The sequence below is a fragment of the Stenotrophomonas maltophilia complex sp. Om-AH-Sm3 genome (assembly GCF_059337855.1).
In genome coordinates this window covers 1-22,651 of sequence record NZ_JBYBLQ010000004.1, presented here as the reverse complement: position 1 = coordinate 22,651, position 22,651 = coordinate 1, and the positions used below count along the sequence as shown (strand labels likewise).

General features: G+C 67.9%; 20 protein-coding genes. 6 read left to right on the top strand and 14 right to left on the bottom strand.

Annotation, left to right across the window (positions count from 1 at the left end; translation table 11 throughout):
* Positions 1 to 39 precede the first annotated feature (39 nt).
* A complete protein-coding gene (locus AC10QF_RS06490; protein ID WP_111176861.1) occupies positions 40 to 1,485 on the top strand; it encodes an FAD-dependent oxidoreductase in 1,446 nt (481 codons plus the stop codon).
* Here AC10QF_RS06490 and AC10QF_RS06485 read toward each other — a convergent pair.
* The gene (locus AC10QF_RS06485) at positions 1,471 to 3,879 is read right to left on the bottom strand and encodes an ATP-binding protein (protein WP_111176892.1); all 2,409 of its coding nucleotides are present in this window, start codon (positions 3,877 to 3,879) and stop codon (positions 1,471 to 1,473) included. The genes AC10QF_RS06490 and AC10QF_RS06485 overlap by 15 nt on opposite strands.
* A gap of 167 nt (positions 3,880 to 4,046) precedes the next feature.
* Between AC10QF_RS06485 and AC10QF_RS06480 the strand changes: the two genes are divergently transcribed.
* Positions 4,047 to 4,913 carry a methylglyoxal synthase gene (locus AC10QF_RS06480; RefSeq protein WP_164263720.1) on the top strand — a complete coding sequence of 289 codons (867 nt, stop codon included), beginning with the start codon at positions 4,047 to 4,049 and terminating at the stop codon, positions 4,911 to 4,913.
* A 325-nt stretch (positions 4,914 to 5,238) separates the two neighbouring features.
* On the opposite strand, the gene AC10QF_RS06475 is transcribed toward AC10QF_RS06480, so the two are convergent.
* The 3 genes from AC10QF_RS06475 to ttcA are packed head-to-tail and all read right to left on the bottom strand — an operon-like array spanning position 5,239 to position 7,940.
* Entirely contained in the window at positions 5,239 to 6,018 is a 780-nt protein-coding gene (locus AC10QF_RS06475) for a M48 family metallopeptidase (RefSeq protein ID WP_494541947.1), read from the bottom strand.
* Between the two features lie 59 nt (positions 6,019 to 6,077).
* Positions 6,078 to 6,983: a recombination-associated protein RdgC gene (locus tag AC10QF_RS06470; protein WP_005421064.1), complete on the bottom strand. Its 906-nt coding sequence runs from the start codon at positions 6,981 to 6,983 to the stop codon at positions 6,078 to 6,080.
* A 36-nt stretch (positions 6,984 to 7,019) separates the two neighbouring features.
* Positions 7,020 to 7,940, bottom strand: coding sequence for a tRNA 2-thiocytidine(32) synthetase TtcA (gene ttcA, locus AC10QF_RS06465; protein ID WP_005421066.1), 921 nt, complete (start codon positions 7,938 to 7,940; stop codon positions 7,020 to 7,022).
* Between the two features lie 91 nt (positions 7,941 to 8,031).
* On the opposite strand from ttcA, the gene AC10QF_RS06460 reads away from it, so the two are divergent.
* Entirely contained in the window at positions 8,032 to 8,235 is a 204-nt protein-coding gene (locus tag AC10QF_RS06460) for a YdcH family protein (RefSeq protein WP_005421068.1), read from the top strand.
* Positions 8,236 to 8,323: 88 nt separating this feature from the next.
* On the opposite strand, the gene plsB is transcribed toward AC10QF_RS06460, so the two are convergent.
* From plsB to AC10QF_RS06435, 5 genes are all read right to left on the bottom strand, one after another.
* Positions 8,324 to 10,960: a glycerol-3-phosphate 1-O-acyltransferase PlsB gene (plsB, locus tag AC10QF_RS06455; RefSeq protein ID WP_053498012.1), complete on the bottom strand. Its 2,637-nt coding sequence runs from the start codon at positions 10,958 to 10,960 to the stop codon at positions 8,324 to 8,326.
* Complete coding sequence (locus tag AC10QF_RS06450) at positions 10,960 to 11,913, bottom strand: hypothetical protein (protein ID WP_095378475.1); 954 nt, start codon at positions 11,911 to 11,913, stop codon at positions 10,960 to 10,962. Before AC10QF_RS06450 ends, plsB begins: the two co-directional genes overlap by 1 nt.
* Before the next feature lie 316 nt (positions 11,914 to 12,229).
* On the bottom strand, positions 12,230 to 13,051 hold the full coding sequence (locus tag AC10QF_RS06445; protein WP_053498015.1) for a S1 family peptidase: 822 nt from the start codon (positions 13,049 to 13,051) through the stop codon (positions 12,230 to 12,232).
* 218 nt (positions 13,052 to 13,269) lie between these two features.
* Positions 13,270 to 13,995: an orotidine-5'-phosphate decarboxylase gene (gene pyrF / locus AC10QF_RS06440; protein ID WP_494541946.1), complete on the bottom strand. Its 726-nt coding sequence runs from the start codon at positions 13,993 to 13,995 to the stop codon at positions 13,270 to 13,272.
* Positions 13,992 to 14,915, bottom strand: coding sequence for a 5'-nucleotidase, lipoprotein e(P4) family (locus AC10QF_RS06435; protein ID WP_111176869.1), 924 nt, complete (start codon positions 14,913 to 14,915; stop codon positions 13,992 to 13,994). Before AC10QF_RS06435 ends, pyrF begins: the two co-directional genes overlap by 4 nt.
* Before the next feature lie 101 nt (positions 14,916 to 15,016).
* Between AC10QF_RS06435 and AC10QF_RS06430 the strand changes: the two genes are divergently transcribed.
* Entirely contained in the window at positions 15,017 to 15,670 is a 654-nt protein-coding gene (locus AC10QF_RS06430; RefSeq protein WP_069138167.1) for a YceH family protein, read from the top strand.
* A 76-nt stretch (positions 15,671 to 15,746) separates the two neighbouring features.
* Here AC10QF_RS06430 and AC10QF_RS06425 read toward each other — a convergent pair whose 3' ends face one another.
* From AC10QF_RS06425 to AC10QF_RS06405, 5 genes are all read right to left on the bottom strand, one after another.
* Positions 15,747 to 16,754, bottom strand: coding sequence for a DUF4272 domain-containing protein (locus AC10QF_RS06425; RefSeq protein WP_111176871.1), 1,008 nt, complete (start codon positions 16,752 to 16,754; stop codon positions 15,747 to 15,749).
* Positions 16,755 to 16,800: 46 nt separating this feature from the next.
* Positions 16,801 to 17,337, bottom strand: a complete 537-nt coding sequence (locus tag AC10QF_RS06420) for a GNAT family N-acetyltransferase (RefSeq protein ID WP_005421092.1) — start codon at positions 17,335 to 17,337, stop codon at positions 16,801 to 16,803.
* Between the two features lie 91 nt (positions 17,338 to 17,428).
* Complete coding sequence (locus AC10QF_RS06415; protein ID WP_180844750.1) at positions 17,429 to 17,872, bottom strand: DUF3592 domain-containing protein; 444 nt, start codon at positions 17,870 to 17,872, stop codon at positions 17,429 to 17,431.
* Between the two features lie 64 nt (positions 17,873 to 17,936).
* A complete protein-coding gene (locus AC10QF_RS06410; protein WP_181452191.1) occupies positions 17,937 to 18,677 on the bottom strand; it encodes a DUF3592 domain-containing protein in 741 nt (246 codons plus the stop codon).
* Between the two features lie 107 nt (positions 18,678 to 18,784).
* Positions 18,785 to 20,761: a UvrD-helicase domain-containing protein gene (locus AC10QF_RS06405; protein WP_494541945.1), complete on the bottom strand. Its 1,977-nt coding sequence runs from the start codon at positions 20,759 to 20,761 to the stop codon at positions 18,785 to 18,787.
* A gap of 99 nt (positions 20,762 to 20,860) precedes the next feature.
* On the opposite strand from AC10QF_RS06405, the gene AC10QF_RS06400 reads away from it, so the two are divergent.
* Positions 20,861 to 21,532, top strand: coding sequence for an SEL1-like repeat protein (locus AC10QF_RS06400; protein WP_005421099.1), 672 nt, complete (start codon positions 20,861 to 20,863; stop codon positions 21,530 to 21,532).
* A gap of 124 nt (positions 21,533 to 21,656) precedes the next feature.
* Positions 21,657 to 22,277 carry a thymidine kinase gene (locus AC10QF_RS06395; protein WP_005421101.1) on the top strand — a complete coding sequence of 207 codons (621 nt, stop codon included), beginning with the start codon at positions 21,657 to 21,659 and terminating at the stop codon, positions 22,275 to 22,277.
* Positions 22,278 to 22,651: the final 374 nt, after the last annotated feature.

Below are 22,651 nucleotides of genomic sequence, written 5' to 3'. Positions count from 1 at the left end.
GCCGCTGGCCGGCATCCGGAAAACACCACAGAGTCCGCCATGAGCCGCAAGCACGCCTTCCAGTTCCTCGACCTGCCCCGCACCATGCCGCAGCGCATCCCGGTGGAACTGCGCACGTCCGGCGACTGGGGCGAGCTGTACGGCAAGTTCGGCAAGGAAGACGCCCAGTACCAGGCGGGCCGCTGCCTGGACTGCGGCAACCCGTACTGCAGCTGGAAGTGCCCGGTGCACAACGCCATTCCGCAGTGGCTGCAGCTGGTGCAGGAAAACCGCATCCACGAGGCCGCCACGCTGTGCCACAGCACCAACCCGCTGCCGGAAGTGTGCGGCCGGGTCTGCCCGCAGGATCGACTGTGCGAAGGCAGCTGCACGCTGGAGGAATTCGGCGCGGTCACCATCGGCGCGGTGGAGAAGTACATCGTCGATACCGCACTGGCCAGTGGCTGGCGCCCGGACCTGGGCGCGGTGCAGCCGACCGGCCACAGTGTGGCGGTGATTGGTGCCGGCCCGGCCGGGCTGGCCTGTGCCGACCGCCTGACACGCGCCGGCATTGCCGCCGTGGTCTACGACCGCTACGAGCAGATCGGTGGCCTGCTGCAGTTCGGCATTCCCAGCTTCAAGCTGGACAAGGATGTGATCCATCGCCGCCGTGAAGTACTGGAAGGCATGGGCGTGCAGTTCCGCCTCGGTGTGGAGATCGGCCGTGATGTCAGCGTGCAGCAGTTGCTGGACAGCCACGATGCGGTGTTCATCGGCACCGGCGCCTACCGCTATACCGATGGTGGCCTGGTCGGCCAGGACCTGAAGGGCGTGCTGCCGGCGCTGCCGTTCCTGGTGCAGAACAGCCGCATCGTCGGCGGCGATGATCCGAAGGGCCGGCCGATCGCCGGCTGGGAAGACACCATCGCCCTGCCCGACCTCAACGGCAAGCGCGTGGTGGTTCTGGGCGGTGGCGATACCGGCATGGACTGCGTGCGCAGTGCGGTGCGGCTGGGCGCGGCCAAGGTCACCTGCGCCTATCGCCGCGACGAAGCCAACATGCCCGGCAGCGCGCGCGAAGTCGCCAATGCACGCGAGGAAGGGGTGCGCTTCCTGTTCAACCGGCAGCCGCTGTCGATCGAAGCCGGCGCCGACGACGAGGTGATCGGCGTGACCGTGGTCGAGACCCGGCTGGGCGAGCCCGATGCCAATGGCCGCCAGAACGCGGTGCCGATCGAAGGCAGTGAGTCGCTGCTGGAGGCAGACGTGGTGATCATCGCCTTCGGCTTCTCGCCGAGCGTGCCGGCGTGGCTGGCGGAACTGGGGGTGGAAGCCCAGCCCAATGGCCGCATCCTCGCCGGTGGCAAGGACCGCCTGCCGTTCCAGACCGCGCATCCACGCCTGTTCGCCGGTGGCGACGCGGTGCGTGGTGCCGATCTCGTGGTAACCGCGGTGGCCGAAGGCCGCGACGCCGCTGCCAGCATCGTCCGCCTACTGGCGCACTGAGTCCGGCAACAGCAGCAGTTGCAGCAGCGCGCGCAGTTCGTGCGCCTCCAGCGGCTTGGCCAGGAAATAGTCGATGCCCGCCTCACGGCAGGCCTCGCGCGTGCGTTCCAGCACGCTGGCGGTCAACGCAATGATCGGCACCGGAGCATGGGCAGCACGGGTATCGCTACGGATCGCCCGGGCCAGCGCGAAGCCATCCATGTGCGGCATATGGCAGTCGGTGATGACCAGGTCGAACGGTTGCGCCTGCCAGGCCTCCCATGCCTGCAGGCCGTCGCTGCAGGCGTGCACCTGCAGTCCCAGCTCGCACAGGCGTTGTGCCAGCAACTGCAGGTTGGTCGGATGATCCTCGGCCAACAGCACCCGCGCCGGCGGCAACGGTCGCTGCGCGGGCCGTGCCGTCGCCGGGCACGCAGCGGGGGCCGCACAGGCCGCCAGGTCCAGCTCCAGCCACACGGTGGTGCCCTTGCCGGGCACGCTGCGCAGGTGCAGACGCCCGCCCATCGACGTCGCCAGCTCCCGGCAGATCGACAGCCCCAGGCCACTGCCGCCGAAACGGCGCGTGGTCGAGGTCTCGGCTTGTTCATAGGCGGCGAACACCGCCTGCTGGCGCTCCTCGCTGATGCCCACGCCCGTATCGGTCACCTGCAGGCGCAGTCGCTGGCCGCCGTCGCGCTGCTGCAGCACGCGGACCTGCAACACCACGCTTCCCTGCAGGGTGAACTTGAGCGCATTGCCGGCCAGGTTGAACAGGACCTGCCGCAGGCGCAGCCCGTCAGCCAGCGACCAGGGCTGCAACGTCGGGTCGATCTCGCTGCACAGGTGCAGCCCGCGGCTGGCCGCGACGGGCATCAACAGCTGCTGCACCGCGCGCACCAGCGCCGCCAGATCGGTCGGACGCAGCTGCAGGGGCGCCGGCTGCAGGCGCTGGCTGTGCAGCACATCGTCGAGGATCTGCCGCAGCATCTGCGCAGCGTCACCGACGGTGGTCAGCACCTGCCGCTGGCCCGCATCCAGGTCCGTGCCAGCCAGCCGCTCCAGCATGCCCAGCAGGGTGCTCATCGGCGTGCGGATCTCGTGGCTCATGGTCGCCAGGAAATGGCCCTTGGCCAGCGCCGCCTGCTCGGCCGCGCGGCGCGCCTCGGCCAACGCCGTTGCGCGCGCCTGGGCTTCGCTGACGTCCATCCAGTAGCCGCTCCACTCCACGCTGCTGTCATCGCACGGCAACGGTCGTCCCTGTGATCGGACCCAGCGCCAGCCCTGTGCCGACCGGGTGCGGAAGGTAACGTCGATCGGACCGCGCACGAGCGCGGCCGCTTCGATGCTCGCCATCACCCGGCTGCGGTCACCGGCATGCACGGCCGCCAGCAGCTGCAGATGGTCGATCCGCTCAGTCTCCACGGCTACGCCGAACAGCGCCTGCACGTCGCCGGCGATCTGCGCCAGGCTGTAGTGGCCGGTTGCCGAACGGCGCGCCTGGTAGACCACCGCCGGCAGGTTCGCGGTGACTTCATGCAAGCGCTGCTCCAGCACCCGGCGACGCACGCTCTCGCGATGCACGCGCCAGTAGCCGAAGGCATGCAGGAGTATCAGCGCGAGCAGGATCAGCGACACCGGCACCAGCCAGCGCAGTGCCGAACCGGCGGGCCGCGCACGTGGCAGGTCCGGCAGCCAGGCACTGCGAACCGACGCCCGACGCGCATCGCCCTCCCGCTGCAGCTCCCGGTCGAAGGCAGCGACCACTGCAGCACAGGCCGGTACGGCGGCCAGCACCAGTGCATCGCCGAAGCCCGCGGGTGCTGCGATCACCAGAGGGTCACCCGGCACGGCGCGAAGCGCGGCTTCGACTTCAGCGAGATTGGCCACCACGGCATCGACCAGCCCGGCGCGCAGCAGTGACAGCGCGTGGTCCAGCGGCGCCGGTGCCAGCAGCTGCGCACCCGGGGCCTGTTCGGCCAGCAATGCGTCCAGCGGCAGCCGGTCCGGGCTGGCCACGCTGCGGCCACGCAGTCCCTCCAACCCCAGCACTGGCGCTGCACCCTCGCGCCGCACGATCACCTGTGGCACTTCCAGGTAGGGACTGCTGGCCACCCAGCCGGTCGGCAGCTGTGCGCGCGGCCAGCCCAGCAGCACCTGGGTGCCAGCCGGCAGCGGGTCATCGGTGAGCACCGCTGCGGGCAATGGCTGCGCATGCTGCACTGCCTGCGGGCCCAGCAGCGGCAGGTAATCCGCAGCCAACCCCGCAAGGTCGCCCTGCGCGTTGTATGACAGCGGCGGCCGATCGGAACGCCATGCCACCTGCAGTGGACTCGAACAGCCGGACGCAGCAGCGATGCCGGGCAGCAACAGCGATGCCATGACAGCGGCGACGGAGCGGCGGCCGGCGACATTCACGGTAGACATCCTCATTTCGCGGGCAGGAACCACGGCCGCGCAGCGGTACCGCTGCCAGCCACGCTAGCGAGGCGCGCTTCCGCGACAATGAGAAAAATTCGAAAAACATCCCTATCGGCGAATGCCGACATACACTGCCGCTTCTACCCGTCCCTACGGAGCGCTCGATGCGTATCGGCCTGGCCGCCAACCGTCTCCATCACCACGATGCGCGCGCCGCGCTGTTCCGCTGGCTGCGTGCCAGCGAGGCCGGGCTGCGTGAACTGGGGGTATCGCTGCACGCGGTCGGGCGCACCCACGATGCGATCGAACGGCAGGGCTTCCTGGCCAGCTACGGCGGCCTGCACCGCTACCCCTACGGGCGCGAGGGTGGCCTGATGAAACTGGTGGCCGAAGTGGTCGGCATGGGGCCGGATCGCACCCTGGACGGTGCGATCTACCTGATCGACCCGGTCGATCCTTCCTCGGTGTTTCCGGAGGCAACCGCGCTCAAGCGGCAGTGCGTGATCCACGGCAAGCCGTTCATTTCAACGGTGGCCACTGCGCGTGACTGGATCGAGGTGGAACGCATCCACGCCGGGCTGGCTGCCGATACCGGTGCCGACGATCTGCATGCCTTCCAGCACCAGACGCTGGCGCTGATCGCGCACGACGCGATGAAGCCGGCGATGCTGGCCTTCGCCGACGAGCACTTCGATGTGCTGGCACGGTTCGGCGAGCGCGTGGCGACCGGCACCACCGGCCAGCGCTTGAACGAACTGGCCTGGAGCCGCGGCTGGCCCAGCGATACGCCGTGGGTGACGCGCTACCAGAGTGGCCCGATGGGCGGCGATGCGCAGATTGCCGACCGTGTGCTGGAGGGGCGCTGCCAGCGCGCGATCTTCTTCGAGGACCCGCATGTGGCACGCCAGCACGAGGCCGATATCCAGCTGCTGGAGCGCGCGGTGACGACGGTGACCGACCAGGCGGTGTGCATCACCGCGCCGCGGGTGGCGGCACGCTGGGCGGCCGCGGCGGCATTGCGGGCGGGGTGAGGGTTTCGGCCAACGGCTGCGCCCCTCGTGGTGGGTGGGGGCTGCACGATCATGAGGTTGGCCGGGATGGGTGGAATTGCGGGGGACGCCGTGAACCCGTCCCTGGGGGCTTGGCCGCGGCATCCATGCCGCGGACACCCCCGCAATCCCACCCATCCCGTCCTTCGACAGTTTCCGGTGTGCCCACCACGGAAGAAAGAAGGAAGAGCAGGAGCGGGTCGCGCGCTGCGCGCTCTCTTCTGTAGAGCCGAGCCATGCTCGGCTGCTCTTCAACGTGATGACTGGAACCCCGCGCTGCACGCGTCAGCCGAGCATCGGCTCGGCTCTACAACAGCTGGCGAAGCATCGCCTTCAGTCGTCGCCCTTCCAGCTGGAAGTAGTCGCGCTGTTCGCGCCAGGCAGGGAAACGTTGTTCGACTTCATGCCAGAACGCGGCCGAATGATTCGGCTGGATCAGGTGGCAGAGTTCGTGCACCAGCACGTACTCGAACGCTTCCGGACAACCCAGCACCAGGGCCAGGTCCAGGGCCATGCTGCCATCGGGGGCCAGCGAGCCCCACTGCGAGGACATCACCTTCAGGCGCAGGCGGCTGGGGGCGCGCGGCAGGGTGGGCAGGTACTTCGGCAGCCAGCGACCGACGTCGGCGCGGGTCTGCGCTTCATAGAACTCGCGCAGCAGGCGGCGCAGGGTGGCGTCACCACCACGGGTCGGCCACTGCACGCAGGCACCGTGCGCGTCGATCTCCAGCCGCGCGTAGCGGCCTTCCTGCCAGCGCAGCGGCAACAGTTCACCGCGCAATGGCAGCACGCCGTCTTCGCCGGGCTGCAGCGGTGCCGGCAGGCCCTGCCCCTGGTACTGGCGCAGCTGCAGCGCCAGCCAGTCGCGGTGCTGTTCCAGGAAGCGCTCGCCCATTACCAGGCTTGCGCGCGGGGGTAACGTCAACCGCGCGCCACGCTCGTCCACGCTCAGCTTGATGCGGCGCGCGCGCGGATCGCGCACGCGCAGCACCTCGATCTCGGCATCCTCCAGGCGCAGGCGAACGGTGTCGCGCTGTACGGTGGCGGGCGGGGTCGGCGTGATCAGGCGGCGCAGCAGACGGCTCATGCGCCCAGCATAGCGCTGCTTCGGGCCGCCGGATGACCGGCGACCGTCGAGCTGCCTGTTCAGTCAGCCTTGCTGAGCTTGAACGCTTCTTCCAGCAACAGGAACAGGCGGCGGATCTCGGCGCTCTGCAGGGCGAAGCGGGCATCGAACTCGGCACGGCGGCCGTCTTCGTCGGCATGCTCCAGCTGGTCCAGGGCGCCGTCGAGGAACTTCAGCTTGCGCACGATCAGGTCGTCGCCGATCACGAATGACAGGTTGTCCTCGAAGATCAGCGCCAGCTTGGTCACCTGCTTGCCGGCGTCCAGGTGCTTGTCGATCTCGTCGCAGCGCAGTTCCTGGTGCTGGCACTTGACCACCGCGCCGCCTTCGACCGGATCCTTCATCTCGCACTCTTCGCCCAGGCTCAGCCCGGTCGGCAGCGGCTCTCCGGCGATCCAGCCGGTCAGGATCGAGCGCGGCGCGACTTCGGCGTTCAGCGGCATCGCCGGGAAGCTGCCGAGCAACCCGCGAATGTCGGACATGAAGTATTCGCCGGTCTTGCGGCTGGAGGTATCCACCGCCACGTAGCCGTGCTGCAGGTCGATGAAGGCGTCGTTGCGCGAGGACTTCACGAAGGCGCGCGGCAGCAGTTCATGCAGCAGATCGTCCTTCATGCGCTTGCGCTCGCGGCCACCCGGGCGCCGCCCTTCCTTCTCCTCGATCTCCTCCAGCTTGCGCTCGAGCAGGTCGTTGACCACCGCCGCCGGCAGGATCTTGTCCTCGCCACCCACGGTCAGCCACAGGTGTTCGGCGATGCGGTGGGACAGCAGTTCCTTCTCCTCGCGGCCGAACGGCGAAATGAAGCCGCGCGAATTCATTTCCAGCGCGCCAACAGGCTTGAGCACGGCGTGCGGCAGCAGGGTATCGACTTCGGAAAAATCGGTGGTGGTCGGGAAACGGAAGAACGTCAGGTTGCGAAAGAACATGGAATTCCGGATGGCGAAGAGGAAGGGCGACCGACCTTAAACGGTGGGCGTCTCGGGATCTGCGTCGGCATCGGCCGGGGAGCCGGCCAGCCAGGCATGGGCGTCGGGCAGCGGCGTGTCGTCGCGACGGCCCAGCGCCATGAAGTTGAACAGGGTGGTGTCGGCCAGCTGCGAGGGCCGGACTTCACCCATGGCGCGCGCGATCTGCTCGATGCGGCCCGGATGGTCCTTTTCCCACTGCTTGAGCATCAGGCCGACCTGGCGGCGCTGCAGGTTCTCCTGGCTGCCGCACAGGTTGCAGGGAATGATCGGGAACTGGCGTGCCTGCGCGTAGTCGACGATGTCGCTCTCGCGCACGTAGGCCAGCGGCCGGATCACCACGTGCCTGCCGTCGTCGCTGCGCAGCTTCGGCGGCATGCCCGCCAGCTTGGCGTGGTGGAACAGGTTCATGAAGAACGTGGCCACCATGTCGTCGCGGTGGTGGCCCAGCGCGATCTTGGTGAAACCGTGGGTCTCGGCGTAGTTGTACAGCGCGCCACGACGCAGGCGCGAGCACAGCGAACACATCGTCTTGCCCTCCGGGATGACCCGGCTGACCACCGAATAGGTGTCCTGCTCGATGATGTGGTACGGCACACCCAGCCCGGCCAGGTACTCCGGCAGGATGTGCTCGGGGAAGCCCGGCTGCTTCTGGTCCAGGTTCACCGCCACCAGCTCGAACGGCACCGGCGCCTTCTTCTGCAGCTGCAGCAGCACGTCCAACAGGGTGTAGCTGTCCTTGCCGCCGGACAGGCAGACCATGACCTTGTCGCCGGCCTCGATCATGCCGAAGTCGGCAATCGCCTCGCCGACCTGGCGGCGCAGGCGCTTGGCCAGCTTGTGCTGCTCGCGCTCGGCCACACGTGGATCGCGGGCGGCGCGCGGCTGGGGATCGGGAAGGGAAATCACGGCACTCATGGGTTCCATTCTAACGGCTCGGAGCCGCCCCGGCCGGGGGTCGGGTTTCCCCTCTCCCGGCAGTCATCAACGCTGTGTATGCTCGGAGGCTGTGGATACCTACAGCCCCGCCGAGATCGTCGAGCACCTCGCCGCCCTGCGCGCCGAGCACCGCCTGCTGGATGAACAGATCACCCGCATGGCGGCCAACGGCGAGGACGAACTGGAAGCCAAGCGCCTGAAGCGGCGCAAGCTGCAGCTGAAGGACTGCATCGCCAGGCTGGAAAGCCTGCAGATTCCCGACGAGCCGGCCTAAAGACCGTCCTGGTGGGTGCCAACCTTGGTTGGCACGGCTGGAAGGTGTGGACCAAGGTCCACACCCACCGCAGGAGCCGGCGCTGCCTTCAATCCTGCGGCGCAGGCTCGTCCGGGCGCGCTGCTTCCGGGCTGACCCGCTCGATGGTGTGGCGCAGCTCGCGACCCAGGATGAACTTGGCGTCCTTGGCCCAGGCATCCAGGCGTTCGTCGAACAGCAGCTTGCTGTTCTCGTCCGGCCACACCAGGCGCAGTTCGCGCAGCTTCTGGATGAAGCCGCGGAACAGGGCCTTGTCGAAGAACTCGGGAGCGGCCGGCGCATAGAGCAGGCTCAGGCGCTGCGCGGCCTGCTGGCACAGGCTTTCCAGCTCGGCCGCACCGAGCACGCCCGGGCCGTTCTTCACCAGCACCGAAATGGCGATGTAGTAGCGCTCGAACGCCTGCTGCAGCGAATGGCCGATCGCCCGCAGGCGGAACACCTCGTCGGTCTGCCCGGTGTTGCGTGCCAGGATGCCGCCGTCGTCATCGTTGACGTTCTGCAGCAGGCCTTCGCGCACGAACACGTCGATGGTGCGGTCAATACGCTGCGCGAACTCATCCTCGCTCCACGGCAGGAACAGCTCCGCCTGCAGGAACGGGTACACCGTGCGGCCCAGCTGGACCAGCCCGGTACGGCTCATGCGGCGGTTGTTCTGGAAGCAGCAGGCCACCCACGACGAGGCGGTGAACAGGTGCACCACGTTGTTGCGGAAGTAGCTGAGCAGCACCGCGGTGTCGCCGCTGACGCTGAGCACATCGCCGAGCGGGTGCTTGATGCGGGTGAGGACGTTGATCTCCTCGGCATGGGCGATGATCCGCTCCGGCGAGTGCGGGGTCACCGTCACCCGGTCCGAGTACGGCATCTCGACCAGCAGCGTCTTGCACAGCTCGATCTGCGCGATCAGGTCGGCCTCGCCCATCGCGTGCTTCGGCGTGGACAGCAGGGCCAGCGCCAGCAGGTTGATGGGGTTGACGTCGGCAGCGCCGTTGATGCGCACCTGGATGCGTTCGGCCAGCGTATCCACCGTGGTCGACAGCCAGGCCGGCTTCTCGTCCTCGGGCACCGCCTCGCCCTTCCACTCCGGGGCCTTCTCGGCCAGCACATCGTTCAGCGCGATCGGCTCGCCGAAGTTCACCACCACCTGGCCGTAGTTCTGCTTGAGCACCTTGGGGATGCCCCACAGCAGCGACCAGATCGACTCCTTTTCCTTCGGCCGGCCGGACAGTTCGTCCAGGTAGCTGCCGCCCTCCATCAGCTTCTCGTAGCCGATGTAGATGGGCTGGAACAGGACCGGCTTGCGCGGCTGGCGCAGGAATGCACGCAGCGTCATCGAGATCATGCCGCCCTTGGGCTGCAGCAGGCGCCCGGTACGCGAGCGGCCGCCTTCGACGAAGTACTCCAGCGAATAGCCACCGGCCACCAGCTGCGCGACGTACTCACTGAGCACTGCAGAATACAGCGCATTGCCACGGATCGAACGGCGGATGAAGAACGCACCGCCCTTGCGCAGCAGGGTGCCGACCACCGGCAGGTTCAGGTTGATGCCGGCCACGATGTGCGGCGGCACGATGCCACGGTCGTACAGCAGGTAGGACAGCAGCAGGTAGTCCATGTGGCTGCGGTGGCTGGGCACGTAGACCACTTCGTGGCCCGGCGCGGCGGCCTTGAACTTGTCCAGGTGGTGCACCAGCACGCCCGCGTAGATGCGGTTCCACACGTGGCTGAGCATGAAGCTGGCCGAGCGCACCACCGGGCTGGAATAGTCCGCAGCGATTTCCCAGGCGTAGGCGTGTGCCTTCTTCCAGGCATCGGCCGGCTTCGAATTGTCGCGCTTGGCCTGTGCGGCGATCGCTTCGCGGACCGGCTCGGCGGCCAGCACCTGGTCCACCAGCAGGCGCCGGGTCGACAGGTCCGGGCCGATCACCGATTCACGGATGCGGCGGAAATGGGTGCGCAGCACGCGCTGCAGCTTGCGCACCGTGCGCTCCGGCTCCAGGCCTTCGTCGACGGTGCTGCGCAGCGAGATCGGCGGGGCGAAGCGCACGATGGTATTGCGCCCGTTCAGCAGCAGCCCCAGCAGGCGGCGGAAGCGGCCCACCAGCGCCCAGTTTTCCGAGAACAGCACCGCGAACCAGCCGCTCTGCTTGTCCGGCGCGCGGCCGACGAAGATCGACACCGGCACCAGATGCACATCCAGGTCATCGCGCACGCGGTGCGCCTGCAGGACCTTGGCCAGCGAATCAGAGTGGGTCTTGGCGCCGCGCTGCTCGGGAATCAGCGAGTTGCTGGAGCTGCGCCGCGACAGCGCCAGATAGGCGCGCTTGCGGCCGGTCGGATCACCGGCCAGCGGCACCAGCGGCGACGGCAGGCCGGCCTGGCGGCAGGCCTTGTCCAGGATCAGCGCGTTGGACAGGCCGTAGTCTTCCAGCACGTACATGACCGGGCGGCCATCGTTGTACTGGCCCGGGTCTTCCGGTTCGATCTTCAGCGACAGCCACGGCTCGACCAGGCGACCGAGCAGTCGGGCCCACAGTGGACGGCGTCCGGCCGGACGCGCGTGCGCGGGCGGCGGTACCGGGTTCGGGCCGGTACCGGTCGAGGGGGACGCCGGCACCGTATCGGCGGGCGTCGACTGGGATTCTTCGCCGGGGAACGGCAGCGGGTTCTGTTTCGACATCGGCGCCATTATGGCTTAGCCGGCGGTGTTGCCGCTTCCCCACCCTCGGCGGGGGCTTCGGCCGGTGCTGGCGACGCAGCCGCGCGGGCCGCATCGGCCTTGCGCAGCAGCGCGTCGGTGTCGGCCAGGGTGCGGGTCAGGTACCAGTGGCCCTCGCGCCGGCTCAGTGGCAGCTGCAGGGTCATCTCGCGACCGGCCAGGTCGTAGTGCAGGCGCACCAGCGCATTGTCACCTTCCACCGACAGCAGTTCGCCGCGCACGCTGCGCAGCGCGTCGTCCACGCCGAGTCCGTAGCTGCCCAGCACCGCCTTGAGGGTGTGGATGAACGGCGCCAGCTGCTGCAGGCTGCCTTCCATGCCGGCCGCCTGCAGGCCGGCTTCATCCTCGAAGCCGACCTTGCTGGCGGCGCCGACCAGCGCGGCGATGGTGCTGCGGGCACGTGCGCGGTCGCTGATCGGGGCAGCCTGCGCCCACCCCGCCAGGGTCTCGACCAGGGCGATGTAGTGGGCCTGCTGGCTGGGCGTGTAGCCCTTCTGGTGGCGCAGGTACTGCACGCCGAAGTTGCCCATCGACTGTGCGGCCTGGCGCACGGCGCCGGCCTGGCCAGCCAGCTGGCGATCGAAGCTGCGCTGCAGTTCGGCGCTGGCACCGGGCTTGCGCAGTGCGGCCAGCATCGGCAGCAGCTGGTCACCCAGCGGCAGTTCGGTCAGCGGCCACTGGCTGTGGCCCTCCGCCCAGGCCTGCTGCAGGCGTTGGTACTGGCCCGGCGGCACCGACAGCTTTGCGTAGCCGACCAGATCATCCTCGGCCAGGCGCAACGCCATCGCCTGTACCGCAGCCACCGGCTCGGCCGCCGGCCTGGCCGGATCGTTGGCAGACTCGCGGCACGCCGCCACGGCCAGCAGCAGCACGGCCGCCAGCCCCCATCCACGCGCAGACTTTCCTCGCACCGCCACGCTCATGCACTCGGACTCCCCGGACCGGCCCGCATCTTGCGGCCTGCGACGTGACAGCGGCAAGCCGGGACGTCACGGTTTCCAGCCAAGGGGGTCAGATCTCCTCTGCTGCGGGCAGAAGGGATCTGACCCCAGCGCCGCCACCGGGATAAAAAAAGAGCCCGGATCACGGGGATCACAGGCTCTTCAAGCCGGCGCGGGGCCGGAGGACAGTGTTGTGGCACATGTCCGGCCCGAGGACCGGATGGCGGCGATCCTACGCTGCCGCTCAAGTTAAGGCAACACTTCACGTAATGCCATGTATGTATTTGATTTTATTGTATCAATCGCGTTGCCAAACCGCTTCGATGAAATCTACGGCGTGTTTTTCGGCGATTCGGGCATAAATCCCCGGATAGCCGGCCAGCGCACAGCCCTCGCCCCAGCTGACGACACCGAACTGGGTCCAGCCTTCACGCAGGCGCAGCAGCAGGGGGCCTCCGGAATCCCCCTGGCAGCTGTCGATGCCCTCGCGGCCGGCGCAGATCACCTTGCCACGTGACAGTTCACCGCCATAGGCCTGCTGGCATTCATCGAATGACACGAACGGCACCTGTGCCGTCTGCAGCTGAGTCGGATAGACCCGGCCATCGCCGATGTCGGTGTCTCCCCAGCCGATCACCGTGAATTCACGGCCCGGCTTGAGATAGCTGGCGTCGGGCCGCAGCCGCAGTGCTACCGGCTGTGCGCCGACCAGCGGTGCGCTGAGCTGGATCAGGGCGACGTCGTGCTCCAGCGAATTGCCGCTGTTGAATGCCGGATGGACGTGGATCGCCTTGACGTTGGAGGGTCGTGGTCCGGCGTCAGTGGACAGGGCCGTGACCTTGCCGACAACGGCGATGCCACCAGGCGCTTCGCCCTGCATGCAGTGCGCGGCCGTCAGCACCCACGAGGGTGAGATGAGGGTGCCCCCGCAGAAGTGGCGATCATGGTCCGAATCGCCGTCGAAGATGCCCTGGATGCTGACCATGAACGGGTACTCGTCGGCCGGCGCCGCTTCGCCGCCGATGATGCGCGGCGCATCGCGCAGCTGCGGCGCAGCGATGGCGGGTACGGCAGACGCGGCCAACAGCAGGCCGATGAACAAAGAGGTGCTGCGATACATTTCCCTGTACTCCTCTGTCGATGGTTGGAACCGGTGCGGCCGCGGTCCGTGCCGGTGCATCGATTGGGGAACAGTGGAGAGGCCCACAGCGCGAACGCGCGCACAGTTCCGGTGCCTAGCGCTGTGTGCGACAGGTGCAGACTCACAAATGCGAACGCCATCCCGCATGGATCGGGATGGCGTTCGTGGTGCCGGCGTGACCGGCGTCGGCTGTGGGCTCAGCGTGCAGCCAGAGCCGACGCGATTTCCTGCCGGATCGCCCGCGCTGCGGCCTGCGGATCGGCGGCCAGGCGGATCGGGCGACCGACCACGATGGCATCGGCGCCATCGGCAAAGGCCTGCGCTACGCCAACGGTACGCTTCTGGTCATCGCCGACCGGGCCACCGGGGCGGATGCCCGGGCAGACGATCGAGAATCCGCTGCCGGTGGCAGCGCGGATCGGGCCGGCCTCCTGGCCCGAAGCGATCACGCCATCGATGCCGGCGGCCTGGGCGGCCAGCGCGCGCTCGACCACCACGTCCACCGGTTCGCGGTCGATGCCCATCTGTGCGAGGTCGGGGCGACCCATCGAGGTCAGCACGGTCACTGCCAGCAGGCGCATGTCGCCGCTGTTGGCGGCGGCGCACGCCTCCATCATGGCCGGGTGCCAGCCATGGATGGTGGCGTAGCTGACCGGCCACTGCGACAGGCGCTTGATCACCGCCGCAGCCGTGGCCGGGATGTCGAAGAACTTCAGGTCGACGAACACGCGCTTGTCGCGGCGGGCCAGCTCATCGAGCACCTGGAAGTACTCGCCGGAGGCGAGCAGTTCCATGCCGATCTTGTAGAACGCCACGCTGTCGCCCAGGCGGTCGACCCACGCCAGCGCCTGCGCGCGGTCAGGCACGTCCAGCGCGAAGATCAGGCGCTCGTCATCGCGCAGCGGCAGCGGTGCGCGGCTCATGGTGCGTAGTCCAGCGCGGCGCGCTTGGCGTCGTGGCGGGCCTGGCGCGACTGGCTGTAATCGTTGTTGAACTGCGCCGGCTCGAAGCCGCCGTAGGTGGGGTTCGGCAGCATCCACCAGCGCTCGCCGAACCAGTCGTGGTAATGCTGCAGCAGGGCGTCACGGCCTTCGTTGGTGTTGGCGGTCACTTCCACGAAGTCACCCAGCTGGTCGCCGAACTGCATCAGCACGCGGTACTTCTGCCCGGCCAGGCGGCGGCGGCAGTTCTTCTCGCTGCCAGCCTGCTCGCAGCCTTCGACCACGGTGCCCAGGCCCAGGAACACGCTGTCATCGGCCACCGGCAGGCCCTGCTCGCGCAGGTTGGCCAGGGTCGCGTCCTTCAGGTGCACGGCACGGTTGGAGATGTACAGCAGGGTCACGCCCTTGGCGTTGGCCGCCTTGGCGAAATCAACCACGCCCGGGATCGCCTTGGCCTTCTTTTCGGCCACCCACTGGTCCCAGCTCAGCTCGTCGTATTCCTTGCCGTCGCGCACCAGGCGCGCCTGGTAGGGCGAGTTGTCCAGCACGGTCTCGTCCACGTCCAGCACCACGGCCGGCTTCAGGCCCTTGGCCTCGTTGCCGCGTTCTTCCGGCACCAGTGCGTCCCAGTGGGCCTCCTTCAGCGCCGCATCCAGGCGATCGGCGGCGGCGCGGTAGGTCTGCTCGGTGATCGCCCTGTACTCCTGCGCACGCTGCATCCACAGCACGGCGTTGAGGTTGTCGTTGGCGGTGGCATCACGCGCGCCATCGGCCTCGGCGGCAGCGGCCGGGGCCTCCGGCGCGGCGGCTTCGGCAGCAGGCGCATCCACGCGCTTGCAGGCGGACAGGCCCAGCGCCGCGGTGGCGAGCAGGGTCAGGGACAGGGAAACGGGACGACGCATGGATTCACCGGCAATCAGATATACCGGCGCATTTTACCGGCAAAGGCGGCCCCGGGACGGCTATGCTTGGCGGTTGACCCGTTGCCCTTCCGGAGGCCGCCATGACCGATTCCGTCCAGACCCCCGACGTCCCCCTGCTCGACGCCGTGCAGGCCCGCCTGCTGGGCTGCCTGGTGGAGAAGGAGGCAACCACACCGGACACCTACCCGCTGACGGTCAATGCGGCCCAGTCGGCCGCCAACCAGAAGACCGCCCGCGAGCCGGTGATGAACGTCGACGCCGGCAGGGTGCAGCACGCGCTGCGCCAGCTGGAAGCACTGGGCCTGGCTCGCCAGCACTTCTCCTCGCGCGCCGACCGCTACGAGCACCGCCTGCAGGCCGCGCTGGACCTGACCCGGCAGCAGACCGTGCTGCTGGCGCTGCTGTTGCTGCGCGGCCCACAGACCCTGGGCGAGCTGGTGTCGCGCAGCGAGCGTCTGTACCGGTTCGCGGATATCGACGAAGCCCGCCACGCCATCGAGCGCCTGCAGCAGCGCGCGCTGCTGGTGGTGCTGCCGCGCGCCAGCGGCCAGCGCGAAGACCGCTACATGCACCTGCTGTGCGGTGAAGTGGATGGTGCCGCGCTGGCGGCCAAGTATGCCAGCAGTGGCGGGGGCAGCAGCGATGCGGCCGATCCGGGCCTGGCCGAGCGCGTGGCCCAGTTGGAAGCGGCCGTGGCCGAGCTGCAGGCGCAGCTGGCGGAACTGCGCAGCTGAGAGGGTGGGTGCCGACCGTTGGTCGGCACGGTGCCCATGCCAGCGAGGGCGGCCTGACCGCCCTCGCCCTGCAGGCTCAGGTCGGCGTATCGACGTCGTCCCAGTCGGCCTGTTCAAAGCAGAACAACCAGTTCAGCGCGTAGTGGCGCTCGTAGATCACGCCGCCCTCCAGCGCACCGGGCATCGGTGCACCTTGGCGCTGGGCCTCACGCGCAACCCAGTGCAGGCGGTAGTGCAGATCCAGCGCATCCAGCAGCTCGGCGGTATCGCGCAGGGTCGCAGGCTCGCTGCCACTGTCAGCCTTCTGCAACAAGGCACCCACCACATCCGGCACGGCACAGGTCGCCTGCGGCCACGGCAGCGCCTCGGACAGGCCCAGCGCCCACAGCAGCACGGCCAGGCTCTCGTAGCGCCAGCCGAACGGCAGAGCCGCCTCGGCGTCCCCGTGCGCGATGAAAGCGGCCTCGGCCGGGCTCAAGGCCTCGGGCAGCGCCGGCAGGCGCTCGGCCAACTCGGCCAGGCTCAACGGTGGGTCACCGGCCTGCAGCGCCTCGGCGCGCAGCGCACACGCCAGCAGCGCCTGCGCTCTGGCCCAGACCTGGGCAGGCGCGCGCAGCTGTGCCTCGGCCGCACCCAGCACAGGTGGCAATGACGGCGGGACACGCAGCTCGTGGGCCTGCAGCTGCTGTTGGCTGCGCGCACGGCGCTGCCCGGCATCGGCGGGATACGGCACCTGCGCCTGCGGATCGGGCGCTTCACCCAACAGCACCCTGCCGGCCGGATCGCGGACGCTGCCATCTTCCAGGAAGCACACCGCATTGGCCTGCAGCAGCCAAGGCTGCAGCGCCTCCAGATCAGCCTCGGCCAGCTCGAACAGATAGTGCTGGCGCACGCGCTGGACGTGCCGCATCAGGTGATAGCGCGCGGCGGTCATCTGCCCGTCGCCATGGCCCAGCACGTAGTTGACGAAGCCGCCGAGGTGCGGGGCCAGTGCGGGGTCATCAAGACCACGGACGGAGGCACTCCCGGCCTGTGGTGGCGGTGCCAGCACCGGGCCGAGGGTGGAATACGCGTTGATCAGCATCGAAGCATCCGTGCAGGAAAACAGACCTGCACCATACCCCACCGGCTCATGCTGGCTGTTGAACCACCGCCGCCCCCGGCGTGGCGTACAACCGGCTCGCGCTGTCCACGCCCGGCAGCTGGATCACGCCGCGTTCGTGCATGCCCAACCCCAGCAGGATGCGTCCGGAAGCCACATTGTCCAGGTCGGTAATGCCGTACAGATCCTCGATGCCCAGCTCCGCACGGGCATGCGCGAAGACCGCCTGCGCCGCCTCGCCGGCATAGCCCTGCCCCGTGAACTCCGACAGCACCGCATAGCCGATATCCGGCCCCGGCAGGCCATCACGCCGCACCAGGCCGGCGTTACCCAGCCACGCGCCATCGGCCAGGCGCTCGATCGCATACATGCCGAAGCCGTTCAAGGCATAGCTGCGCAGCACGCGCAGCGCGATGTACTCCCGCGCCTGCTCCTCGCTGCGCACGTTGCGATCACCGATGAAACGCAGGAAGCCTGGATCGTTGAGCAGTGCCAGCATCGGCGCAGCATCCCGGTCTGGTTCCAGGCGGCGCAGCCGCAGGCGTTCGCTTTCGATGGGATGCATGGGTGGGCTCCGGAAGGAATACCTCGATTTTGCAACGCCAGCGCCCGCCGTGCAGCACGCTCAGGCCAGGTGGGCCACTACGATGCCCAGCCTAGCCACATGCCCCGTCACGCTGGCCGAACAGGATCGGCCAGTAGCGCACGCACAGGCGATGGACGCATGCGGCGATCAGGCAGAACCCCATGCCCATCAGCGCCAACAGCAGCGGTGCGCCCCAGCGCAATCCCGGGTGCTGGATACGAGCCTTGGAAGGCATGCCGCCGGGATACAGCACCTGCACCTGTTCGCCGACCACGTACAGTGGTGCCCCGGTAGCAAAGGACGCGGTGAACTGAATCATCTGCCCCTGTGCGGTCTGGAACCTCACCACCGGGCGATGCAGGGTGATGTCACGTGCGGGCATCCCCTCCATTTCCGACCGGGCGTCCTCTGCCTGGACGGCCACCACCGTTCCGGTTACGGAAACGGCCTTGCGCGCGAAACGCTGGACGTCCACGAACAGCCAGGCGGCGGCCAGAAGGATCAGCAGGCCCACGGCAAAGAAAAACAGCAAAAAAACATCTGAGGAGGGTGGGCATGGTGCTGGCCGGGTTGATCGATCAGCGTGCAGGTGCCGGCGCTGATCGAATGAAGGAGATATCGACATGGTAGTGGCGCGGATTGCCCGGCATGACAAGGACATCCAGTTCACGCCCACTCACCTGTGCACGGGGATCGGCCCATAGATACGCACTGTGGAAGACATGCCATCGAGTGGTTTCAGGATCGCGCCAGGCGCAGACGATGACGAACGGATGCCTTCCCCCCGAAAATACTCCGAGATCGCGCTTGATCGCCCGGACCTTGGCTTGCACCCGTGTCCCGTGGCGAAGGAGCTGCCTGCGCCGCCATGCCCTCGCCGCCTGCGGCAGGTGCATAAATCCCACCGCCAGCAGGAATGGGCCGCCGCCCAATCCCAGTATGACGCTCAGGCCCCAGGGTGATGAGAGCGAACGCACCAGAGCCTTGTCCGGGCGGTCCGGCAGGTACAGCACATCTACATGATCGCCCGTCATGTAGGCACGACGGCTGGTACGACCTGCGAAGAACCGCATCACTTGCCCGCTGCTGGTAGTGAATTCCACCCAGTACAGGAACTTCACCCCTGAAGTGCGCGAACCACCGCGATCAACGGTGATGGCACCCACATGGGTGATCCTGCCATCGGCAATGACCGCCGCATCGAGGAAGCGCCTGGCAACAACGTAGGCCAGAAGCGCTGAAACAAGCAGGACCACGCCCAGCCCGAGGAAGGTACGGGTGAGAACAGGAGGGATGTCGTTGGACACGATGAAGGACACGGCGCGCACTTCGGGTGCGCTCACACTAGGCCTTAACCCGATGCAGGCTCAAGGCCAGAAGCGTCAATCGGACGGATTGGAATACCACTTTAGTGGCTTTTCGATCCTCAATCGAACAGCGCCTCGATCGCCGCCAACCCCGCACTCGCCCGTTCCTTCTTGCGCGCCGCATCGGCCACCGGATCGGCGCCATCGCGCTGGATCTCCTCGGCCGGAATCTCCTCGAAGAACCGGCTCGGCTTCAGGCGTACGTGTTCGCCGAACTTGCGCGTCAGCTTGCTGTAGCTCATCCACAGCTGGATCTTGGCGCGGGTGATGCCCACGTACAGCAGGCGCCGTTCTTCCTGCAGGTTGCCCTCGTCCAGGCTGACCTGGTGCGGCAGCACGCCGTCCTCGCAGCCAACGATGAACACGTACGGGAATTCCAGGCCCTTGGAAGCGTGCAGGGTCATCATGCGCACCTGGTTGCCGCCCTCGTCCTTGTCGCTGCGCGACAGCAGCGCCAGCTGGCCGGCCAGGTCGGCGGCGGTTGCACCGCGCGGGCCGCCCTCGAACCACTGCGCCAGTTCCTCGATGTTGTTTGCGCGGCGCTGGTAGCTGGCCTCTTCCTTGGCCTGCTGGCGCAGCTCGCTCAGCAACCCCGATTCCTTGGCCACCTTGCGGATCATGTCGCCGGACGTCACCTGGCGCATCTGCGCCCGCAGGTCGCGCAGGATGTCGGTGAAGCGCGCCAGGCTGTTGGCCGCGCGCGGTGGGAGCTGCTGCAGGGCACCGATGGTTTCTGCCACATGCGCCATCGGCATGTCCTTTTCCTGGGCCAGCTCGGCCAGCTTGGCCAGCGTGCCGGCACCGACGTCGCGCTTGGGCGACTGCACCGCACGCATGAACGCGGTGTCGTCATCCGGGTTCACCAGCAGGCGCAGCCAGGCCAGCGTGTCCTTCACTTCCTGGCGTTCCAGGAACATGGTGCCGCCGGTCAGGTGATAGGGAATGCGCAGCAGCTGCATCGCCTTTTCCAGCGGGCGCGACTGGAAGTTGCCACGGAACAGGATGCAGAAGTCACTCCACGGCACGTTGCGCGATTGCGCCACGAAGGCGATCTCGGCGGCGACCTTCTCCGCTTCGTGTTCGCTGTTGCGGCATTCCCAAACACGGATGCGTTCGCCGTCGGCCTGGTCGCTCCACAGCTTCTTCAGGTGCTCATGCGGATTGTTGGCGATCAGCGCGTTGGCGGCGCGCAGCACGCGGTTGGAGCAGCGGTAGTTCTGCTCCAGCTTGATGATTTCCAGCGTGGGGTAGTCACGCCCCATCTGCTGCAGGTTCTCCGGGTTGGCGCCACGCCAGGCGTAGATCGACTGGTCATCGTCTCCCACGCAGGTGAAATTGCCCTTCTCACCAGCCAGCTGCTTGAGCAGGCGGTATTGCGCGTCGTTGGTGTCCTGGCATTCGTCCACCAGCAGGTAGCCGATGCGCTCGCGCCAGGCCAGGGCGATCTCGGGGTTCTCTTCCAGGATCTGCACCGGCAGGCGGATCAGGTCATCGAAATCGACCGCATTGAACGCGGTCAGCCGCAGCTGGTAGCGCTCGTAGACGCTGGCCGCTTCCTTCTCGCGGTTGCTGCGTGCGGCGGCCATCGCCTGCTCGGGCGACAGCCCGGCGTTCTTCGCGCGCGACACCAGGTTCTTCATGTCCTCGATGTCATCGGGCTTGGCGCCGTGCATCAGGTCCTTGATCTGCGCGGCGGCATCATCGGCATCGAAGATGGAGAAGCCGCGCTTCAGGCCCACGGCGGCATGTTCGATCTGCAGGAACTTCAGGCCCAGCGCATGGAAGGTGCAGATGGTCACCTCGTCGGCGTCCTGCTCGCGCAGGCGCTTGGCCACGCGCTCGCGCATTTCCTTGGCCGATTTGTTGGTGAAGGTGATTGCCGCGATGCGGCGCGCCGGATAGCGGCCACTGCCGATCAGGTGGGCGATCTTCTCCACGATCACCCGCGTCTTGCCGCTGCCGGCGCCGGCGAGCACCAGCAAGGGGCCTTCGATGTGCAGGACGGCGGCGGCTTGGGGGGGATTGAGACCGTGCATGGGGACAGGATTGTAGCGGGGTGCCGGCGGGCCGACCTGACTTGCATGACGCCTGGCCGTAAGGTATTGAGTCGACTCCGGAACACAGGAGCGTGGTCCATGTCCTTGAACATCATCGCCCGCCCGCTGGTGGCTACCCTGCTGGGCCTGCTGGCCGTGCCTGCGGCCGGGTCCAGCCCGGCACCGCCTGCCGACGCCTATGAAACCATCGTGCTGCAGTCGCACGAGTTCCTCGTCTACCATCCGGACCTGCGCTTCCGTGGGCTCGGCATGCAGGCCCGCGAGCGGGGCCGCCACGAAGAGGCCCGCAACGACTTCCGCAATGCCGCGCGCTACGGCGACAAGCTCTCACAGGCAGCGCTGGCCGACATGCTCTGGAACGGGCAGGGCGGTCCGGTCGACCGCGCCCTGGGCTATGCATGGATGGACCTGGCGGCCGAGCGCGGCACCGAGTGGCTGGTGGTACAGCGCGAACGCTTCTGGGAGGCGCTGTCCGCCGACGAGCGCGAGCGCGCGGTGCGCGAGGGCCGCGCGCTGTATGCCGAGTTCGGCGATCCGGCCGCGACGCCGCGGCTGGAACGTGAACTGCGGGCCGGCAGCATGCGGCAGACCGGCAGCCGCGCCGGCTGGAACGGCGCCATGCGCAGCCAGGGCCGTGGCGATGCGGGGGCCCGTGTGCTGCAACCGGAAAAGCACCAGTTGGCGCGCTACTGGGACCCGGTGGCCTACCGGCAATGGCAGGACGAGGAGCTGGCCAGATCGGGGCGATGAGCCACGCCGGCCAGGCCATCGTTGCCTCGGCGCTGCTGGCACTTGGGTACGCGACAGCCGGCACGTGATCGCCCGGCCACGGCCGATCCGCGACGGCGGGCCGGGTGGCGACTAGAATTGGCCGATGGCCAAGCTCTACTTCTACTACTCGGCGATGAACGCCGGCAAGACCACCACCCTGCTGCAGAGCGCGCACAACTACCGCGAGCGCGGCATGCGGGTGGCGATCCTGACCCCACGCCTGGACGACCGTGCCGGCGCGGGCGTGGTTGCCTCGCGGATCGGCCTGCGCGCTGACGGCATGGCCTTCGACCGCGATACCGACCTGCAGCGCTGGGTGGAGCAGGATCTGGCAGCCAACGGCCCGATGGGCTGCGTGCTGGTGGACGAGGCGCAGTTCCTGACCCGCGCCCAGGTCTGGCAGCTCAGTGAGGTGGTCGACCAGCTGCGCATTCCGGTGCTGTGCTACGGCCTTCGTACCGACTTCCGCGGCGAGCTGTTCGAAGGCAGCCAGTACCTGCTGGCCTGGGCCGACGAGATGCAGGAGATCAAGACCATCTGCCACAGCGGCAAGAAGGCGACGATGACCGTGCGCGTGGACGAGCATGGCCACGCCGTGCAGGACGGCCCGCAGGTGGAGATCGGTGGCAACGAGCGCTACGTGTCGGTCAGCCGCGCGGAGTTCAAGAAGATCACCCGCGGCGAAGGGCGGATCGACCCGGCGCAGGCCCCGCTGCCGTTGTAAAGGGTGTTCGGCAGGGCTGCGCCCTGCACCTGCAGAGGCAACAGCAACGTCAACAGCGAAAGCTGGCATTCCGTGGGATGGCGGGGCACTGTGGGTGTGCGGGGACGGCGCAAGTACGTCCATGTAGCCTTGGTCGCCGCATCCATGCGGCTCACACCCCGCAAACCCACAGTGCCCCGCCTTCGACAATCGGCCGGCGGCCAGTAGATCCACGCCATGAGTGGATGAAATCTGTCAGATATCGAATGAAATTCCGGGGTCAGATCCGTTTTCCTTCGGAAAACGGATCTGACCCCATGAGCTGTTCCGACAGATCGCGGAGGTCTGTCGAAGGCGGGGTGGGTCCGGTTGCGGGGGCGTGAGCCGCATGGATG

Bases quoted from the DNA above. Each gene is read 5' to 3' on its own strand.
- AC10QF_RS06490 (WP_111176861.1), top strand. From the start codon at position 40: ATGAGCCGCAAGCACGCCTTCCAGTTCCTCGACCTGCCCCGCACCATG.
- AC10QF_RS06480 (WP_164263720.1), top strand. From the start codon at position 4,047: ATGCGTATCGGCCTGGCCGCCAACCGTCTCCATCACCACGATGCGCGC.
- AC10QF_RS06475 (WP_494541947.1), bottom strand. From the start codon at position 6,018: ATGAGCCGTCTGCTGCGCCGCCTGATCACGCCGACCCCGCCCGCCACC.
- AC10QF_RS06470 (WP_005421064.1), bottom strand. From the start codon at position 6,983: ATGTTCTTTCGCAACCTGACGTTCTTCCGTTTCCCGACCACCACCGAT.
- ttcA (WP_005421066.1), bottom strand. From the start codon at position 7,940: ATGAGTGCCGTGATTTCCCTTCCCGATCCCCAGCCGCGCGCCGCCCGC.
- plsB (WP_053498012.1), bottom strand. From the start codon at position 10,960: ATGGCGCCGATGTCGAAACAGAACCCGCTGCCGTTCCCCGGCGAAGAA.
- AC10QF_RS06450 (WP_095378475.1), bottom strand. From the start codon at position 11,913: ATGAGCGTGGCGGTGCGAGGAAAGTCTGCGCGTGGATGGGGGCTGGCG.
- AC10QF_RS06445 (WP_053498015.1), bottom strand. From the start codon at position 13,051: ATGTATCGCAGCACCTCTTTGTTCATCGGCCTGCTGTTGGCCGCGTCT.
- pyrF (WP_494541946.1), bottom strand. From the start codon at position 13,995: ATGAGCCGCGCACCGCTGCCGCTGCGCGATGACGAGCGCCTGATCTTC.
- AC10QF_RS06435 (WP_111176869.1), bottom strand. From the start codon at position 14,915: ATGCGTCGTCCCGTTTCCCTGTCCCTGACCCTGCTCGCCACCGCGGCG.
- AC10QF_RS06430 (WP_069138167.1), top strand. From the start codon at position 15,017: ATGACCGATTCCGTCCAGACCCCCGACGTCCCCCTGCTCGACGCCGTG.
- AC10QF_RS06425 (WP_111176871.1), bottom strand. From the start codon at position 16,754: ATGCTGATCAACGCGTATTCCACCCTCGGCCCGGTGCTGGCACCGCCA.
- AC10QF_RS06420 (WP_005421092.1), bottom strand. From the start codon at position 17,337: ATGCATCCCATCGAAAGCGAACGCCTGCGGCTGCGCCGCCTGGAACCA.
- AC10QF_RS06405 (WP_494541945.1), bottom strand. From the start codon at position 20,761: ATGCACGGTCTCAATCCCCCCCAAGCCGCCGCCGTCCTGCACATCGAA.
- AC10QF_RS06400 (WP_005421099.1), top strand. From the start codon at position 20,861: ATGTCCTTGAACATCATCGCCCGCCCGCTGGTGGCTACCCTGCTGGGC.
- AC10QF_RS06395 (WP_005421101.1), top strand. From the start codon at position 21,657: ATGGCCAAGCTCTACTTCTACTACTCGGCGATGAACGCCGGCAAGACC.